This window comes from Microbacterium sp. LMI13-1-1.1, from assembly GCF_040815625.1.
Taxonomy (GTDB): domain Bacteria; phylum Actinomycetota; class Actinomycetes; order Actinomycetales; family Microbacteriaceae; genus Microbacterium; species Microbacterium forte.
In genome coordinates this window covers 428,598-445,502 of record NZ_JBFPNL010000006.1, presented here as the reverse complement: position 1 = coordinate 445,502, position 16,905 = coordinate 428,598, and the positions used below count along the sequence as shown (strand labels likewise).

Below are 16,905 nucleotides of genomic sequence, written 5' to 3'. Positions count from 1 at the left end.
GGCTGCGGGGTCAAAAGAACATCGGAAACAGGCGATCCCGGTGCGTTTTTGACCCCGCAGGACATGCCTCGGAGTAGACGGACCGGACGGACCAGACGCGACGGACGGGAGCGGAACCCCGGCTCAGTACCCGGCGAAGGCGTCTGTCGTGAGGGAGCGCGCCTTCTGCAGCGCGGGAGCGAGGTCGGCGATGAGCCGGGGAGGACCCGAGATGTACGAGTGCCGCTCGCCGATGTCGGGAACGTGACGCTCGAGGCCTGCGGCGTCGAGACGCGCGCCCTGCGCCCAGGTCCAGTGCGTCGGAAGGTTCGCAGGCTCATCGCGCGTGAAGACGATGACGCGCGCGCCGGTGGCGGCCAGCTCGTCTCGGAAGGCCAGCTCCGAGCTCTCCGAGGCCACATAGACCAGCACGATGTCACGCTGCTGCTCCGTGAGCTGGAGTTGCCGCAGCTGCGACACGAACGGCGTGACGCCGATGCCTGCGGCGACCATCAGGACGGGCGTCTCCGAACGCGGGAGGAGGAAGTCGCCCCACGTGCCCGTCACGGCGAGAGCTGAGCCCGGTTCCGCTGCAGCCAGTGCGCGCTTGTAGCTCGACGGATGCTTCTGATCGCCGTCCTTGTAGGCGATGCGGAGCGTCGGGAGGTCTGCCGGGGCCGAGACGATGCTGAACTCACGGCGGGTTCCGCGGGCATCCGGTCGGGCGTGCGGCACATCCAGTTCGAGGTACTGCCCCGGAAGGAATCTCAGCTTTCCCTGTGCGCGGAACGTCAGCTCCTGAGCGGTCGGCGTGATGAACTGCCGCTTCTCGAGCACGAGCCGCACCGACCCTCGCAGCGCGAAGGCGAACGCGAGCAGGTTTCCGATGAGCAGCGCGCGCTCCTGCCCGAGGGTGAAGAGGCCGCCGATCGCGATCGGCCACCCGGCGAGTGCTCCGACGAGAACCGCCACCGAGAACTGCTGCCACCGGCGCGGCGGCAGAGTCAGCGGTTCGGAGAGCATGAACGCTCCGAGGAACAGGAACGGGGACTGCAAGATCGCGAACGAGAGAGCGGCGCCGGGATCGAAGGCGATAGAGAACTCCTGAGCCTGCACGGCCTGCCGCAGCATCGCGACAGCGATCGCGACGATGAGGAAGACGACGACGACGCGCACCTTCTCGGTGCGCCAGAGGACGACGAGTCCGAGAATCAGGACGGGGACGAAGAGCGACGGTGTGCCGACCCACCACGACGAGGACGTCCCGAGCCACTCGAAGGCACCGAAGGATCCGAGGATCGACACGACGGCCGCACCGAAGGCGGCGGGGTTGAGGACGTGCCGACCCCGCCACACGATCAGATACTTCGACAGGCTCGCCACGACTCCGGCGATGGCCAGCCCGAGCAGGGCGTTCGGCTCGATGCCGGGGCGGAGTACGAAGAGCAGGATCAGTGCCGTCACCAGCGAAGACTCGATGCGCCACGGCAGCCGCAGGATGCGCTGGGCCGCCGCATCCACCAGCGATATGACCAGCGCAAGCACGACGAAGGACGCGGTGATCTCGAGCGGTGTCGGCGAGACGATCACGCCGAGAGCCGACAGCACCACGGCGATGAGCCCCAGCGCGAGCAGGGCGAACAGCACCAGACGGTACATGGAGATGCCGCCGAGCAAGGCGAGAACCCGCTGCCGCAGCGCGGTGATGGAAGTGATCACAGGTCTACTCTTCCCTACTTCGATGCCTCATCGGCGGGTGGTGAACAGCTGTGCGGGGCAGCCCGGCGAACGCTCGGCGCGTCCGTCGGTCGTCATACGCACCCACTCGACGCCCCACGATGCGGCGAGCTCGGGGCCGCCGTCGAAGAACAGGGCGGTCGCGACGGCATCCGCTCGCATCGCCTCAGGGGCGATCGCCCACGTGGCCGCCCAGGTGCGGACCGGCACCCCGGTGCGAGCGTCGAGCACGTGGTGGAGTCCATCACCCCACGCTCGGCGATTGATCGCCGAGGCACAGAGCGCGGCATCCTGCAGTTCGATCACGCCGATCGCTTTCGTCGGATCGTACGGATGCTCGAGTCCGACCCGCACCACGTCTCCGCGGACTCTCATGTCACCTCCGGCATCGACCACGAGGTCACCGGGCACGTCGGCGAGCACCCCGGCCACGAGATCGACCAGACGCCCTTTGCCGAGTGCCCCGACGTCGAGAAGAGCCGGCGCGGATGCCGTGGCCTCCCCCGCCGTCCAGCGCACCCGATCGGTCCAGTCTGCCGGGGCGGCGATCGGGGAGCTCGCGACGAGCGAGTACGACGCGTCGTAGCCGAGGGCATCCAAGCTCTCCGCGACGAGCGGGTTCACCGCCCCGGAGCTCGCCCTCGACAGGTCGCGGTAGGCGTCGAGCATCGCGCCCGCATCGGGAGACGAGATCGAGCCGCCGTCTCGGCCGACACGGGTGACCGATGAGTCCTCTCGGAACCGCGACCACTCCCGGTCGAATCGCTCGATCTCGGCCCCGACGCGTTCACGGTCGTCCGCGCCGAGCTGGTGCGACGTCTCGATCTCCCAGAGTGTGCCGATCGCGTCGAAACGCCAGATCGTCATGCCGTGGTCAGGCGCCTCAGGCGGCCGCCTGCTCCTTGATCGACTCGACGGCCTCGTTGAACCCGCCGCTGGTGAGCGACGAGCCCGCCACACGGCTGACCTCGATGTCGTCGAGGGACTTGCCCACGACCTCATCCGCGATGCCGCCGATGAACTCGCCCTGGTACTGCTCGCTCTCGCGGGCCTGCGGGTCTCCGGTCACCTCGACATCCGTCACCAGACCGTCGGCGACCGTGAGGGTCACGCTGATCGTCTCGACCGTCTCGGGGGTCTGGTACGAGCCGTCGGCGGTGTAGGTGCCGTCGGTGTAGTCGCCGCCGGCCGCCGCTCCGGAATCGGTCGATTCGCTGCTCGTGTCGGTCCCGGTGTCGGTCGACTGGTCTTCGGCGTCAGCCGTGCCGGAGCACCCCGCGAGGACGAGCAGTCCTGCGACGCCGGCCAGGGCTGCGCCCTTGCGAACAGAAGTCGGTACAGTCGTGCGGATCATGATGGTCCTCCCGGCCTTGATCGGTGTGTGTGATTCGACCGTAGGGACAGCATCTATGCGCGGGCTGTGTCCGAAGTATGGGTCGCCTAAGCGTCGCCGCCGAACATGCTCGTGACGGATCCGTCTTCGAAGACCTCGTGGATCGCGCGGGCGAGCAGCGGGGCGATCGGGAGGATCGTGAGCTTGTCCCACTGGCGCGACTCGGTCAGGGGGATCGTGTCGGTGATCACGACCTCGTCGATCGACGCGTCCTGCAGACGCTCGGATGCCGGGTCGCTGAAGATCGCGTGCGTCGCGGCGACGATCACGCGATGCGCACCGCTCGCCTTCAGCGCCTGCGCCGCCTTCACGATCGTTCCGCCGGTGTCGATCATGTCGTCGACGAGGAGGCAGGTGCGCCCCTCGACGGTGCCGACGATCTCGTGCACGGAGACCTGGTTGGCGACCTTCGGGTCGCGACGCTTGTGGATGATGGCGAGCGGTGCCCCGAGGCTGTCCGACCAGGTGTCTGCGACGCGGACGCGCCCCATGTCGGGCGAGACGACGGTGAGGATCTTTCGGTCCTCGGCGCTCAGCGTGCTCTTGAAGTACTCCATCAGCACGGGCTTGGCGAAGAGATGGTCGACGGGGCCGTCGAAGAATCCCTGGATCTGGGCGGCGTGCAGGTCGACGCTCATGACGCGGTCTGCACCGGCCGTCTTGAGCAGATCGGCGACGAGGCGGGCACTGATCGGCTCACGGCCGCGGCCCTTCTTGTCCTGACGCGAGTACGGATAGTAGGGGGCGACGACCGTGATGCGCTTGGCGGAGGCGCGCTTCGCGGCGTCGATCATGATGAGCGTCTCCATGAGCCACTCGTTGACCGGCTCGCCGAAGGTCTGGATGAGGAACAGGTCGCAGCCTCGGATCGACACCTCGAACCGTGCGTAGATCTCACCGGATGCGAAGGTGCGGTGCTCGGTCGGCACGACCTCTGTTCCGAGTGATGCGGCCACCGCTGCGGTCAGCGCGGGGTGCGATCGACCACCGGCGACCACGAGTCGCTTCTTGGTCTTGGCTACGAGACCCGGAGCGATGCCGTTGTCCCTGTCCAGATCGACCGTCTTCTTCTTGCGCGCCATCGTTCTGCCTACTCCGCCACTCGGGATCGGGCTGCGGCGTCTGCCGCGCCCGTGCCTGCCCTGTTCTTCTCGACCCAACCCTCGATGTTGCGCTGAGGGGCGACGCTCACGGCAAGGGAGCCGGCAGGGACATCCTTGCGGACGACAGCGCCAGCACCTGTCTTGGCGCCGGCTCCCAGCCTAACGGGCGCGACGAGGGTCGTGTGCGACCCGGTGTGCACCTCGTCTTCGACGATCGTTCGGTGCTTGTTCACATCGTCGTAGTTCGCCGTGATCGTGCTGGCGCCGAGGTTGACGCCTCGACCGATGGTCGCATCGCCGACGTACGACAGGTGCGGGACCTTGCTGCCTTCGCCGATCTCGGCGTTCTTCGTCTCGACGTAAGCGCCGATCTTGCCGCGGGCCCCGAGGACGGTGCCGGGGCGCAGGAACGAGAAGGGGCCGACGGTGGCCTCGGCGCCGATGACCGCGAGCGTGGCATCGGTGCGGCGGACGATCGCGTCTTCACCGACCTCGCAGTCGACGAGGGTCGTGTCGGGGCCGATGATGGCACCTTCGGCGATCGTCGTGGCGCGCAGGATGTGGGTGTTCGGGAGGATCGTGACGTCGGGCGCCAGGGTGGCGTCGTCGTCGATCCAGGTCGTCGCCGGGTCGATCACGGTGACGCCCTCGAGCTGCCAGCGCCGCACGATCCGGCGGTTGAGCAGACGACCGACCTCGGCGAGCTGAGCGCGATCGTTGACGCCGTAGGTGACCGTGACGTCGGAGACGACGGATGCCGCCACACGGCTGCCGTCGCGGCGGAGCAGCCCCGGAACGTCGGTCAGGTACATCTCGCCCTGCGCGTTGTCCACGCCGACGGACGGCAGGTACTTGCGCAGCGTCGCGACCCGGAACACGTACATGCCCGCGTTGATCTCGCTGACGGAGGCCTCGTCTGCCGTGGCGTCCTTCTGCTCGACCACTCGGTCGACACCGCCGTCTGCGTCGCGGATGACGCGGCCGTAGCCGGTCGGGTCGTCGACGACGGCGGTCATGAGTGTCGCTTCGGCGTCCGCCTCGCGGTGCGCATCGAGGAACGAGCGCAGCGTGTCGGCATCCGCGAGCGGGCAGTCTCCAGAGAGCACGAGCACGTCGCCGTCGAAGTCCGCGGGGAGCGCATCGACCGCGACCTGCACCGCTCGGCCCGTGCCGGGAACCTCGTCCTGGTCGATGAAGACGGCATCCGGGTAGTCCTCGGCAAGGGCGGCGACCACCTGGTCGCGCTCGTGCCGCACGACGACCTCGACGTGGTCCGCCTCGAGGCGACCGGCCGTCGTCAGGACGTGCCCCACCAGTGGGCGCCCGCCGATCGGGTGCAGCACCTTCGGCAGGCGCGAGCGCATGCGGGTTCCCTGGCCTGCGGCGAGGATGATGATCGCGAGATTGTTCCCAGTCATGCTCCGCCGCCAGGACTCGAACCTAGACCTAACAGCTCCAAAGGCTGTCGTGCTGCCATTACACCACGGCGGACCGCTGCTCCCGAGGGAGCCGCGGGTCAAGTCTGCCACGTCCGCCTGCGTGCTACCGGCGATAATGGACGGATGACTGAGGCGGATGAGGTTGATCGGATCGTCGGCGCCTGGAACACCCAGCGACCCGACCTCGACTTCTCACCCCTCGAGGTGCTGTCGCGGATGGATCGCCTGACCCGGCTGCTCGACCGCGCTCGTCGCGACGTGTTCCGCCGGAGCGATCTGGAGGCCTGGGAGTGGGACGTGCTGTCGGCGCTGCGCCGCGCCGGGGCGCCCTTCCAGCTCTCCCCCAAGCAGCTCCTCCAGCAGACGCTGGTGTCGAGCGGCACCATGACCAATCGCATCGATCGTCTCGTCGGGCGTCGTTTCGTGCGGCGTGAGGGCGACCCTGCTGACGGCCGCAGCGTGCTCGTGACGCTCACGGATGATGGGCGGATCCGGGTGGATGCCGCGATCACGCGTCTGGTCGACGTCGAGGACGACCTGCTGCGGGCCCTGTCGCGCGGCGACCGCGATCGCCTGGCTGCGCTGCTGCGCAAGCTGAGCCTCAGTTTCGACGCATGAGGAACTGACGACATGGCGATGCTCTCCCCTCTTCCCGTGCGCGACGGCGTCGGCGCCACGCGCCTGCACGTTCCGATGAGCGGCGACTGGCCGACGGTGGGCGCCTACATGATCGACCGCTTCTTCCACCTCGACCCCGAAGGTCTGCTCAGCCGCTTCGACCGCGGCGAGATCGTGGCCCGCGACGGCACTCCCCTGGCGCGGGACACGCCTCTGGGCGTCGAGGAGTTCATCTGGTACTACCGCGATCCTCCCGTCGAGACGCGCCTGCCGGTCGAGATCGAGGTCATCCACCAGGACGACGATCTGGTGGTCATCGACAAGCCGCACTTCCTCCCGACGATCCCCGGCGGGAAGTTCCTGCAGAACTCCGCGCTGATCCGCCTCCGCAACCTGCTCGGCAACGACGAGCTCGCACCGATCCACCGACTCGATCGCGCGACAGCCGGGGTGCTGATGTTCTCGGCGCGTCCGGCCACGAGAGGCCCGTACCAGCTGCTGTTCGAGACCCGACAGGTGCAGAAGGTCTATGAGGCGGTCTCCGCCCGTCCGGCCGACTGGGAGGCGGCGCGATTCCCCCTCGTCTACCGCAATCACATCGTGAAGCTGCGCAACGAGCTGAAGGTCCAGGTCGACGACGAACGCGAGCCCAACGCCGAGACGCTGATCGAGGTCCTCGGTGCCGACGAGCGCGTCGTGCACACGCTGCTGCGCCCGCACAGCGGAAAGATGCATCAGCTGCGGGTGCACCTCGCCGCTCTGGGCCTCGGCATCCTGAATGACCCGTTCTATCCCGAGCTGCGCGGCGAGCGGCCGGATGACTTCGATCACCCCATGCAGCTGCTCGCGCGCGAACTGCACTTCATCGATCCGCTGAGCGGCGCGCCGAGGGTGTTCTCCACGACGCGCACGCTGCAGGAAGCGCCGGTCAGCGGCGCATGATCTTGCGCGCGAGCCTCGTTCCGAGGATCTGCACGAGGTGCACGAACACCACGATCAGCACGATGGCCGTCCACATGACAACAGGCTCGAACTGCCGGAAGCCGTAGATCTGGGCGAACGCGCCGAGACCACCGCCGCCGATGAGACCGGCCATCGCCGTCATGTCGATCAGCGCGACCACGATGAAGGTGTAGCCCAGGATGAGCGGCCCGAGGGATTCGGGGATCGCGACGGTGAACAGGATGCGCCAGGGGCCGGCACCCATAGAGCGCGCGGCTTCGATCACGCCGGGCGGCACCGAGACGAGGTGCTGCTCGACGATGCGGCCGATCGCGAAAGACGCCGCGAGCGCGATCATGAACGCGCCGGCAGTCGTGCCGATGCCGGTGCCGACGACCACGCGGGCGAAGGGCTGTGCAACCGCGACGAAGAGCACGAACGGGATCGGCCGGAAGAAGTTGACGCCGAGGTTCGCGACGAGTGCCACACCGCGGTTCTCAGCCAGGCCACCAGGGCGAGTGACGTACAGGATCACGCCGATCGCCAGTCCGAGGATGCCGCCGAGCAGCAGCGCGAACGAGGTCATGTACAGCGTCTCGAGCGCGGCTTTCCAGAGCTCGGGCCACAGTTCGTTCAGACGATCCATCAGCTGGCCTCCTCTCGGGCGATCTCGGTGACTTCGACGCGTTCACCGATCGCCGCGAGCGCGGAGTCGACGGCCGTTTCGTCGCCGCGGATCGCGAGCGTGAGATGGCCGAATGCCCGACCACGGATGTCGTTGATCCCGCCGTACACGAGCTCGAAGTCGAGTCCGGCGGCAGCGAGGTCGAGAAAGACCTGCGCCTGCGATGAGTCGCCGTCGCGGAACGAGAAGGTGGCGAGGCGGCCCCGGTGCCGCTCGCGCAGCACGCCGAGCTCGGCCGGTGAAGGGATTCCCTTCACGACCGTGCCGACGAAGCGCTGCGACGCGGGGTTCTGCGGGGCGGAGAAGACGTCGAACACGTCACCCTGCTCGATCACGCGACCGTTCTCCATGACTGCGACCTTGGTGGCGATGGTCTGGATGACGTCCATCTCGTGTGTGATGACTACGATCGTGACGCCCTGCTCCCGGTTGACGCGTTTGAGGAGGTCCAGCACCTCGTGCGTCGTCTGCGGGTCGAGCGCGCTCGTCGCCTCGTCTGCGAGCAGGATCGCTGGGCGGGTGGCAAGAGCACGGGCGATGCCGACGCGTTGTTTCTGCCCGCCGGACAACTGCTCGGGGAAGGCCTTGGCCTTGTCGGCGAGCCCGACGAAGCCGAGGAGCTCAGTGACGCGAGCCTCGATGTCGGCCTTGGACCAGCCGGCGAGCTTGAGCGGATAGGCGACGTTGGCCCTGACGCTGCGCGAGGCGAACAGATTGAACTGCTGGAAGATCATGCCGATGCCGCCGCGAATCCGCCGCAGCTCTTTCTCTTTCAGCGACGTGATGTCTACGCCGTCGACGGAGATCGTCCCGCCTGTCGCCGGCTCGAGGGCGTTGATCAGGCGGACCAGCGTCGACTTGCCCGCACCGGAGTAACCGATGATGCCGAAGACGTCGCCTTTCTCGATCGACAGGGTTACGTCGTCGACGGCGATGATCTCGGGATCCCCCGGGGTGCGGGAGGGGTATGCCTTGGACACGTTGGTCAGGCTCACGATGGGCATTGTGCTGCTCCGGTGGGGTGTCGGGAGACGACGAATCGGGTGACGCGCGATGCGCCACCCGATTCTCGCATCAGTCGGCAGTGATCCTCCCGACAGGCTTATTTCTTGTCTGCGGCGTCCTTCTGAACCTTCGCGAGTGACTCGACCAGATCCGCCACCGGAACCTGGAGGGGAACCGCGACATCGCCCGATGACTCCTGAAGGCCCGCCTGCACGTCCTCGTTCGTCTGGAAGATCTCGACCAGCTTGAGGTACGTCTCGTTGTCGGCATCCTCGGCGCGGGCGGCGAAGATGTTCACGTACGGCAGCGCACCGGCATCCTCAGGGTCGTCCTGTGCGATCGCGTCATCGAACGACAGGCCTGCGTCCTCGACGAAGTCGTTGTTGATGATCGCCGCGGCCACGTCGGGCAGCGAGGTCGGGATCAACGCGGCCTCGAGCGCGGTGATCTTGACCTTCGACTTCTCGGTGTCGACCTGCGCCAGGTCGGAGTACGGGGTGCCGCCGTCCTTCAGCTCCACCAGACCGGCCTGCTGCAGCACGTTGAGCGCGCGCGCCTGATTGGACGCGTCGTCCGGAACGGCGACGGTCTCGCCCTTGCGGATGTCTTCGACGTCGTCGTACTTCTGGGAGTACAGACCCAGCGGGTAGATCGCGGTGGAGCCGATCGGCGTCAGGTCAGAGCCCGAGGCGTTGTTGTACTCGGCGAGGTAGACGATGTGCTGGAACTGGTTGAGGTCGATCTCGCCTTCGGTGAGCGCGGGGTTCGGCTGCTCGTAGGAGCCGAAGTCGACGAGCTCGACCGTGATGCCCTCTTCAGCGGCCGCCTCGACGAAAGGAGCCCACTGGGCGTCACCCTTGCTGACGACTCCGACCTTGACGGTCTCGTTCTCGGAGTCGCCGCCGCCTGCGCCGGCGTCGGATGATGCGGTGGCGCAGCCTGCGAGTGCGACGAAGAGCGGGACCGCGGCGAGCGCGGCGATGACGGATGTGGTCCGACGGGATGCTGTGATGGACATGAGTGTTCGGGTTCCTCTCTTGGGGGACTCGAATACGTTAGGCAGGGCGACGCAGTGCGCGACAATCGAGCGTCACAGAGCGTCACAGCTCTCAGTCGTAGTCCTCGATGCCCTGCAGCCTGACCTGCTCCAGGTCGAGTCGCGCCGAGATGCGACGCACGACGAGGTCGTCGACGGTGCCGTCCCTGCGCAGCCCGAGCAGCACCTCGCGCTTGCGGTCGAGGAGGGCGAGCTTGAGACGCGTGTGCTCCTCGTGGCGCAGCAGCGGCGAGCGCTGCATGACGTCGACGTCGACCGACGTCGCGAGCATCTGCAGGGTCCTCACCTCGCCCTCTGTGCCGTCTTCATCGTCGACGATGCGCGTCGCATCCGGCATCCGCACCGTCGTCGGCGCAGCATCCGCTCCTGCGTCCCCCGTCTCGGATATCGAGCCGCGGCCGAGGGGATCCGGCTCGTCGAGCATCACATCGAGCGCCTGCGCCTCGGCGTCGACGATGGCCTGTTCGCGGGCCAGGGCGCGCGCGTTCGAGAACTCGAGCATCTGATATCCCTCGGCGCGCACCTTGTCGCGGATCTCCTGTCCGACGCCGTGCTCGACCGCGAGGTCATCGAGGGCTGCGAGTGCCGCGCCCGAGATGGTCCGCTCGGCCAGCTCGTACTCCTCGTCTTCGGCGTGGTCGACCGGGAATCGGGCCCAGCGTACGATGGCCGGAAGGAGCGGCCCCTGCACGAGCAGGCTCAGCAGGATCACCCCGGCGGTGACGAAGACGATCTCGTCACGCCCCGCGATCTCGCCTTCGGTCGCACTGGCGGCAGGCACGGACAGCGCGATCGCGAGCGAGACCGCACCTCGCATGCCTGCGACGGTCGACACCGCCATCGAACGCGCCCGCGCACCGCGCGACGGGCGCGCGGGGTTGCGTCGCTGGAACGGGGCGTTCATCACCTGGAAGAGGTAGCGCACGACGAGCAGCGTCATCCACACGGCCAGCGTGATCAGCACCAGGCGGCCGATCGCCGCGGCCGAGATCTCGTGCGCGACGAACTGCACCTCGAGCCCGATCAGGACGAAGAGCGCGCCGTTGAGCAGGAAGACCCCGAAGGGCCAGGCCGCCGCGACCTGACGTCGAGACGAGGCGGTCGTCACCCGAGGCGACACATAGGCGACGATCAGGCCGGCGACCACGACGGCGAGGACGCCGGACGCGTGCACGATCTCGGCCAGCAGGAACGCCGAGAACGGGATCAGCAGAAGTGTGACGTTGATGACGATCGTCGAGGAGGTGCGACGCAGCAGTAGGTATCCGAGCGCGGCGACCACGACACCGGCGGCGATGCCTCCGACGTACGAGGTGAGCACCGACATGGTCACCGACAGCGGCGTCACGTTGCCCCCGAGGGCCAGCGAGATGGCGATCGCATAGAGCACCAGGGCGGTGCCGTCGTTCGTCAGGCTCTCCGCCTTGAGCTTCATGAACATGCGCGTCGGCAGCAGGCGTCCGAGGGCGGCGACGGCCGTGGCGTCCGGTGGGGCGACGGCAGCGCCGAGAATGAGGGCGGTCTCCCACGGCATCCCGAACAGCAGCCCGATGCCGGCGACGGCGAAGGCGGATGCCACGACGAGCAGCGTGCTCATCGGCAGGATGTAGCGGAAGTCGCGGCGGATCGACCGCAACGACGTGGTCAGGCTCTCCCAGAACAGCATCACCGGGAGGAACAGCAGCAGCACGGTCTCCGGCGGCAGCTGGATCTCGCGCAGCTGCGGCACGAAGCCGAGCAGCAGCCCCAGGATGACGAGCACGAGCGGCAGTGCGAGCCGCACACGCGGCGCGAGCATCGTGCCAACGAGGATCGTGAGTCCGATCAGGACGGTGACCTCGAGTCCTTCCATCTGAACCTCCCGGGTACCGCAGGATCAAGCTGTGCGATCCCAGATGGCATCGAACCCCGCCCAGAGCACAGCGCATCGCACTGCCACCGTATTCCCGCTACGGCCGAATGGCGAGACCCCGAATCAGTCGAGTTCTTCGGTCAGCTCGAACCAGCGGAGTTCGAGCTGCTCGATCTCCGCCTGCTGATCGCTGATCGCCTTCATCTTGTCGCCGAGGCCCGCGAAGTCGGACTGGTCGTGTTCCGCGAGAGCGGACTTCGCCTTGTCGACCTGCTGGGTGAGCTTCTGGATGCGGCGCTCGAGCGACGAGACCTCCTTCTGCGCCGAACGCAGGGCGGCGCCGTCGAGGCTGGAGGCCGTCTTCTCGGTGTTGACGGCAGTCTGAGACTTGCCGGGCGCCGAGGTCTGCAGCTGACGCAGCCGCAGGTATTCGTCGACGCCGCCGGGCAGATGCCGAAGGTGGCCGTCGAGGATCGCGAACTGCTGGTCGGTCACGCGCTCGAGGAAATACCGGTCATGGCTGACGACCAGCAGGGTTCCCGACCACGAGTCCAGGAGATCCTCGATGGCCGCGAGCATGTCGGTGTCGAGATCGTTGGTCGGCTCGTCGAGGATCAGCACGTTGGGCTGGTCGAGGAGCACGAGCAGCAGCTGCAGTCGCCGCTGCTGGCCTCCCGAGAGATCCTTCACCGGGGTGGAGAGCTGCGCGGAGTCGAAGCCGAGCCGCTCGAGCAGCTGCCCGGGCGTGAGCTCCTGCGCCTTCGAGCCCGACCCCATCGTGTACGAGGTGCGCAGCCGCGAGATCACGACTCGCACCGGCTCGCGCCGCACATCTTCGAGTTCGTCGAGGCGCTGCGTGAGCGTCTTGACCTTCACGGTCGAGCCGCGCTTCACGCGGCCGACGGTCGGCTCGACGGTGCCGGCGATGAGGCCCAGCAGCGTCGACTTGCCGGCGCCGTTGACGCCGAGGATGCCGGTGCGCTCCCCCGGCGCGATGCGCCATTCGACGTCACGCAGCACCTCTCGCGTGCCGCCGTCGACGGTCGGATAGGTGACTCCCACGTCGAGCAGGTCCACGACGTCCTTGCCCAGGCGCGACACCGCGAGCGACTGCAGAGAGATCTTGTCGCGGATCTCGGGCACGTCGGCGATGAGCTCGTTGGCGGCGTCGATGCGGAACTTCGGCTTCGCGGTGCGAGCAGGGGCGCCTCGGCGCAGCCACGCGAGCTCCTTCTTCGCGAGGTTCTGTCGCTTGGCCTCGGTGGCGGCCGACATCCGGTCGCGTTCGACGCGCTGCAGAATGTATGCGGCGTACCCGCCCTCGAAGGGCTCGACGATACGGTCGTGCACCTCCCAGGTCTCGGTCGAGATCTCGTCGAGGAACCATCGGTCGTGAGTCACGACCATGAGCGCTCCGGAGTTCGGGCTCCACCTCTTCTTGAGGTGCCCGGCCAACCAGGTGATGGCTTCGACGTCGAGATGGTTGGTGGGCTCGTCGAGCGCGATGACGTCCCAGTCACCCGTCAGCAGCTTGGCGAGCGAGACGCGACGACGTTGACCACCGCTGAGAGAGCCGATCTCGGCATCCCACGGCAGGTCCTTCAGCAGTCCCTCGATGACATCACGGATGCGGGGGTCGCCCGCCCACTCGTATTCCGGGGTGTCTCCGACGACCGCGGCGCTGATCGTGAGGTCGTCGCTGAGGGTGTCGGCCTGGTCGAGGACGCCGATGGTCGTTCCGCCGCGCACCGTGACGCGGCCCGAGCTCGGCTCCTTGAGGCCTGCCAGCATCCCCAGGAGGCTCGACTTGCCGTCGCCGTTGCGGCCGACGATGCCGATGCGGTCACCTTCTTCGATGCCGAGGGTCACGGAGTCGAAGACGACCCTCGTCGGATATTCGAGATGAAGGGCTTCTGCCCCGAGAAGATGTGCCATATCACTCCCCAGGGTAGTCGGGCACGCTGGGTGAGCCGGTCAGCTGAGCGCTGCGGTGACAGCGGAAGCATGGCGCGCCTCCATCTCGGCATCCCAGACGCCCAGGAGCTGGAAGGTCGCGATGCGGAACACGAGGGCGCGGATGATGTGCTGGCGCCCGTCTGCTCTCTCGTCTGCGAGCCTCAGCATGTCCGCCGGTGCGAGACGATGCCAGCACGCGGCATCGGCCAACACGATCGCGTCGGCGAAGCCAACCCGGACGCCAGTAAGGAGCCCAGTCGATGATCACCGGGGGTTGCCCCCGTTCGAACATCACGTTGCCGAGAAGATCGCCGTGGATGATCTGGGCCGGGGCGGTGACGGGGCGGAAGGCGGCAGCGAGTCGCCGGAGTGTGTCGCCGGGCGGCAGGTCTTCTTCTTGCCAGGCGATCCTGTCCGACCGCGCCCAGGGGTCGCGTGCGGCATCGAGGACGTCCGGACGATCGATGTCTGCGACAGCTCCATGAAACGCCGCGGCGGTGGCGAGCACGTCGGACACGCGGGTCTCATCCGTGTGACCGGGCAGCCACTCCCAGGCCTCCCAGCCGGCGATCGTCCACGCTCCGGATGCCGACGGGATCGGGCGCGGCGTGCGGAATGCCGAGGTGTGCGGCAGATGCGCGAGGACGTTCGCCTTCCACAGCGTCTCGCCGTCTCCGGCCGAGGGGCGCAGGACTGTGTCGGCCGCGCGCCAGGTGAGACCGCGGCCTCCGGGGAGGTTCCGGAGGTCCTCGTGATCCGCAGCGGGGATCCCGAAGTCCGCGAGCACCGCGTTCGAGGGTGACATCGCGGTCGTCTGATCCGAGGCTATGACAGCGCGTGCGGTGGCGGTGGCGGTGGGCCGAAGAGTTCGGGGAGGGACGCGGTGAATGCGTCGAAGTGGCTGTACCAGATGGTGTGCGCGGCCCCGGGGATGCTGCGGACATCAGCGCCGTTCGCCGCGAATCTGCGGGCGTCGTCGTCGCTGACCCATGCGCTCGGTTCTGCCCGCAGGACGATCGAGCCGGCTTCGGGAAGCCAGGAGTGATCCGTGTCGCAGGAGATCGACACTGTCGTCGCCGGGTCGAAGAGTGCGGCGGCGCGAGCCTCCACCTCGGCATCCTGCGCGGAGTAGAAGGGGCGGGATCTGAGCAGATCTTCCGGAGACAGGCGCGCTCTGCGGTCGCGTGCATACTGCGCCGTGAGAGCCGCGCGGTCGTGTCCCCCGGTCAGACAGAGCGCCGAGTCGACATACACAGACAGGTCGGGCTGCAGCATCTCGGCGGACGCGGCGAGAACGGTCGCGCCGTAGGAGTGGCCGATGGCTGCGAGTGGGCGCCCGGGGGCGAGGTGCCCGACCGTCTCGACCACCGAGGCCGCGGCACGCGCGACCGTGAGCTGCGGGTCGCGCTCCGACAGGCCGTGACCGGGCAGATCGAGAGCGATCACGCGGTGGCCGTTGGCTGTGAGCGGCGGGATCAGGCGCCACCAGCTCTCGGACGACCCCATCATTCCGTGCAGCAGGAGCACCGTGCCTGGGCCTGTTCCGGTGTCGATCGCGTGGAGGAGCATCCCGTCAGTGTTGCACGCTTCCGTTACTCTTCCGTGATCATATCCAGATCGGAATGTTTCGTATTTATCTTCGAATGTCGGTGGTCTCTGATCTACTTATGACATGACAGCACTGCTCGACGCGACGGACGCACAGATGGCGACACTCGCCGATCTCGTCGACGCGCTGCAGGTCGCGGAGGCGACGCTGAGCAGCATGAGCGCCGCACGCGACGGGCTGCTGGCCATCGCCGGACGACTGGCGGTGGACATCGCCAAGCAGGGCGATCACCCCGACAGAGGCGACCACTCTCTTCGCACCGTGGCTGCCGAGATCGGTGCAGTGCAGCGCGTCAGCGATCGCACGATCGAGCGCCGGATGGCGGCCGCAGAGCTGCTGGTCGACCAGTTTCCGGCCGTGTGGGCGGCGCAGGGGGCTGGGCGGATCAGCTCGGCTCATTCTCGGGTGATCGTCGACGCGGGGTCGGGTATCGAGTCGCCCAGCGATCGTGAGAAGTACTCCGCGGTCATCCTTCCGATCGCCGAGGCGGAGTCGCCCAACCGTCTGCGCACCCTGGCGCGACGAGTGGCCGAGCGGTTCGCTCCGACGACGGTGTCGGAGAGACACCGTCGAGCGAGGTCTCAACGACGCGTCTGGGTGACGGATAGCGAAGACGGGATGGCGGCGCTGCACACGCACGCGCCCGCCGCGCTCGTCCACGGCATGTTCGACCGTCTCTCGCAGATGGCGCACGCACTGCGCAACGAGAACCTTCGCGCGAGGCGACAGGCAGCTCGCGACGGCAGCGAGTTCGAGCCGGACGATCGGACGGTCGATGAGATCCGTGCCGATCTGCTCGCCGATCTCGTGCTCAGCGGGCAGCCGACAGGTCACGACAGCGAAGACGGGCTGCTCGGTGCCATCAACGCCCGGATCGAGATCACTGTTCCGGTGACGACGCTGATGGATGATGACGCGCACGCCGCGCCTGATGCCGATGCGGCACCGCCGGCCGAACTCGATGGGCGGACCCCGATCGATGTCGACACGGCGCGCAAGATGGCAGGCCAGACGAAGGGGTGGGACCGAGTGCTGACGCATCCGATCAGCGGTCGAGTCCTCGCGGTCGACCGGTATCGACCGAGCCGTCACCTGCGCAGGCATCTGCGTGCGCGTGACCAGCGATGCCGCTTCCCCACCTGCGGGATCGTGGCTCGCAAATGCGATCTAGACCACAATCATGCTGCCTCGACGGGTGGCGCGACCTGCGAGACGAACCTCGCGTCCTTCTGTCGCCGACATCATGTTCTGAAACACCACTCCCCCTGGCACGTCGAGCAGAAGCCAGGCGGAGTCGTGGAGTGGACGAGTCCCACCGGCCGAACCTATGTCGACACTCCTCCTGCACCGAACACGGTGACGTTCACCGTGACGGAGGATGCTGTGCCCGCGCCGTTCTGAGGTGTGCGCTCATGCTGGTTCTGACCTGTGGAGAACTGCGACGCGGTCGAGCAAGATTTCACTACGGTGGCGCGGTGACCCCTCCTCGCTCGCGACCCTTGCCGACGCTCCCGACTCGACCGACATCAA

General features: G+C 67.6%; 15 protein-coding genes and 1 tRNA gene. 3 read left to right on the top strand and 13 right to left on the bottom strand.

Annotation, left to right across the window (positions count from 1 at the left end; genetic code table 11):
* Positions 1 to 123: 123 nt before the first annotated feature.
* The 6 genes from MRBLMI13_RS15575 to MRBLMI13_RS15550 all read right to left on the bottom strand — a co-directional run bounded on the left by MRBLMI13_RS15575 (position 124) and on the right by MRBLMI13_RS15550 (position 5,703).
* On the bottom strand, positions 124 to 1,698 hold the full coding sequence (locus MRBLMI13_RS15575; RefSeq protein ID WP_367823332.1) for an FAD-dependent oxidoreductase: 1,575 nt from the start codon (positions 1,696 to 1,698) through the stop codon (positions 124 to 126).
* A gap of 27 nt (positions 1,699 to 1,725) precedes the next feature.
* Complete coding sequence (locus MRBLMI13_RS15570; RefSeq protein ID WP_367823334.1) at positions 1,726 to 2,583, bottom strand: FAD:protein FMN transferase; 858 nt, start codon at positions 2,581 to 2,583, stop codon at positions 1,726 to 1,728.
* Positions 2,584 to 2,599: 16 nt separating this feature from the next.
* The gene (locus tag MRBLMI13_RS15565) at positions 2,600 to 3,070 is read right to left on the bottom strand and encodes an FMN-binding protein (protein WP_367823336.1); all 471 of its coding nucleotides are present in this window, start codon (positions 3,068 to 3,070) and stop codon (positions 2,600 to 2,602) included.
* An 86-nt stretch (positions 3,071 to 3,156) separates the two neighbouring features.
* The gene (locus tag MRBLMI13_RS15560; RefSeq protein WP_042537432.1) at positions 3,157 to 4,191 is read right to left on the bottom strand and encodes a ribose-phosphate diphosphokinase; all 1,035 of its coding nucleotides are present in this window, start codon (positions 4,189 to 4,191) and stop codon (positions 3,157 to 3,159) included.
* Between the two features lie 8 nt (positions 4,192 to 4,199).
* Positions 4,200 to 5,630, bottom strand: coding sequence for a bifunctional UDP-N-acetylglucosamine diphosphorylase/glucosamine-1-phosphate N-acetyltransferase GlmU (glmU, locus tag MRBLMI13_RS15555; RefSeq protein WP_367823339.1), 1,431 nt, complete (start codon positions 5,628 to 5,630; stop codon positions 4,200 to 4,202).
* 1 nt (position 5,631) lies between these two features.
* Positions 5,632 to 5,703: transfer RNA gene (locus MRBLMI13_RS15550), tRNA-Gln, on the bottom strand.
* 71 nt (positions 5,704 to 5,774) lie between these two features.
* On the opposite strand from MRBLMI13_RS15550, the gene MRBLMI13_RS15545 reads away from it, so the two are divergent.
* Both MRBLMI13_RS15545 and MRBLMI13_RS15540 read left to right on the top strand, forming a co-directional pair.
* A complete protein-coding gene (locus tag MRBLMI13_RS15545) occupies positions 5,775 to 6,269 on the top strand; it encodes a MarR family winged helix-turn-helix transcriptional regulator (protein WP_042537429.1) in 495 nt (164 codons plus the stop codon).
* Between the two features lie 18 nt (positions 6,270 to 6,287).
* Positions 6,288 to 7,211: a pseudouridine synthase gene (locus tag MRBLMI13_RS15540; RefSeq protein ID WP_197065946.1), complete on the top strand. Its 924-nt coding sequence runs from the start codon at positions 6,288 to 6,290 to the stop codon at positions 7,209 to 7,211.
* On the opposite strand, the gene MRBLMI13_RS15535 is transcribed toward MRBLMI13_RS15540, so the two are convergent.
* The 7 genes from MRBLMI13_RS15535 to MRBLMI13_RS15505 all read right to left on the bottom strand — a co-directional run bounded on the left by MRBLMI13_RS15535 (position 7,198) and on the right by MRBLMI13_RS15505 (position 15,335).
* Positions 7,198 to 7,857, bottom strand: a complete 660-nt coding sequence (locus tag MRBLMI13_RS15535) for a methionine ABC transporter permease (protein ID WP_309690064.1) — start codon at positions 7,855 to 7,857, stop codon at positions 7,198 to 7,200. The two genes, MRBLMI13_RS15540 and MRBLMI13_RS15535, sit on opposite strands and share 14 nt — an antisense overlap.
* A complete protein-coding gene (locus MRBLMI13_RS15530; RefSeq protein ID WP_367823342.1) occupies positions 7,857 to 8,900 on the bottom strand; it encodes a methionine ABC transporter ATP-binding protein in 1,044 nt (347 codons plus the stop codon). Before MRBLMI13_RS15530 ends, MRBLMI13_RS15535 begins: the two co-directional genes overlap by 1 nt.
* A gap of 98 nt (positions 8,901 to 8,998) precedes the next feature.
* Positions 8,999 to 9,919: a MetQ/NlpA family ABC transporter substrate-binding protein gene (locus tag MRBLMI13_RS15525; protein ID WP_367823344.1), complete on the bottom strand. Its 921-nt coding sequence runs from the start codon at positions 9,917 to 9,919 to the stop codon at positions 8,999 to 9,001.
* 91 nt (positions 9,920 to 10,010) lie between these two features.
* Entirely contained in the window at positions 10,011 to 11,810 is a 1,800-nt protein-coding gene (locus MRBLMI13_RS15520; RefSeq protein ID WP_367823346.1) for a Na+/H+ antiporter, read from the bottom strand.
* Positions 11,811 to 11,933: 123 nt separating this feature from the next.
* Complete coding sequence (locus MRBLMI13_RS15515) at positions 11,934 to 13,745, bottom strand: ABC-F family ATP-binding cassette domain-containing protein (protein ID WP_367823348.1); 1,812 nt, start codon at positions 13,743 to 13,745, stop codon at positions 11,934 to 11,936.
* Between the two features lie 39 nt (positions 13,746 to 13,784).
* Positions 13,785 to 13,934: a hypothetical protein gene (locus tag MRBLMI13_RS15510; protein WP_367823350.1), complete on the bottom strand. Its 150-nt coding sequence runs from the start codon at positions 13,932 to 13,934 to the stop codon at positions 13,785 to 13,787.
* A gap of 657 nt (positions 13,935 to 14,591) precedes the next feature.
* On the bottom strand, positions 14,592 to 15,335 hold the full coding sequence (locus MRBLMI13_RS15505) for an alpha/beta fold hydrolase (RefSeq protein ID WP_367823352.1): 744 nt from the start codon (positions 15,333 to 15,335) through the stop codon (positions 14,592 to 14,594).
* Between the two features lie 103 nt (positions 15,336 to 15,438).
* Here MRBLMI13_RS15505 and MRBLMI13_RS15500 point away from each other — a divergent pair, with 103 nt between their 5' ends.
* Positions 15,439 to 16,776 carry an HNH endonuclease signature motif containing protein gene (locus MRBLMI13_RS15500; RefSeq protein WP_367823354.1) on the top strand — a complete coding sequence of 446 codons (1,338 nt, stop codon included), beginning with the start codon at positions 15,439 to 15,441 and terminating at the stop codon, positions 16,774 to 16,776.
* Positions 16,777 to 16,905: the final 129 nt, after the last annotated feature.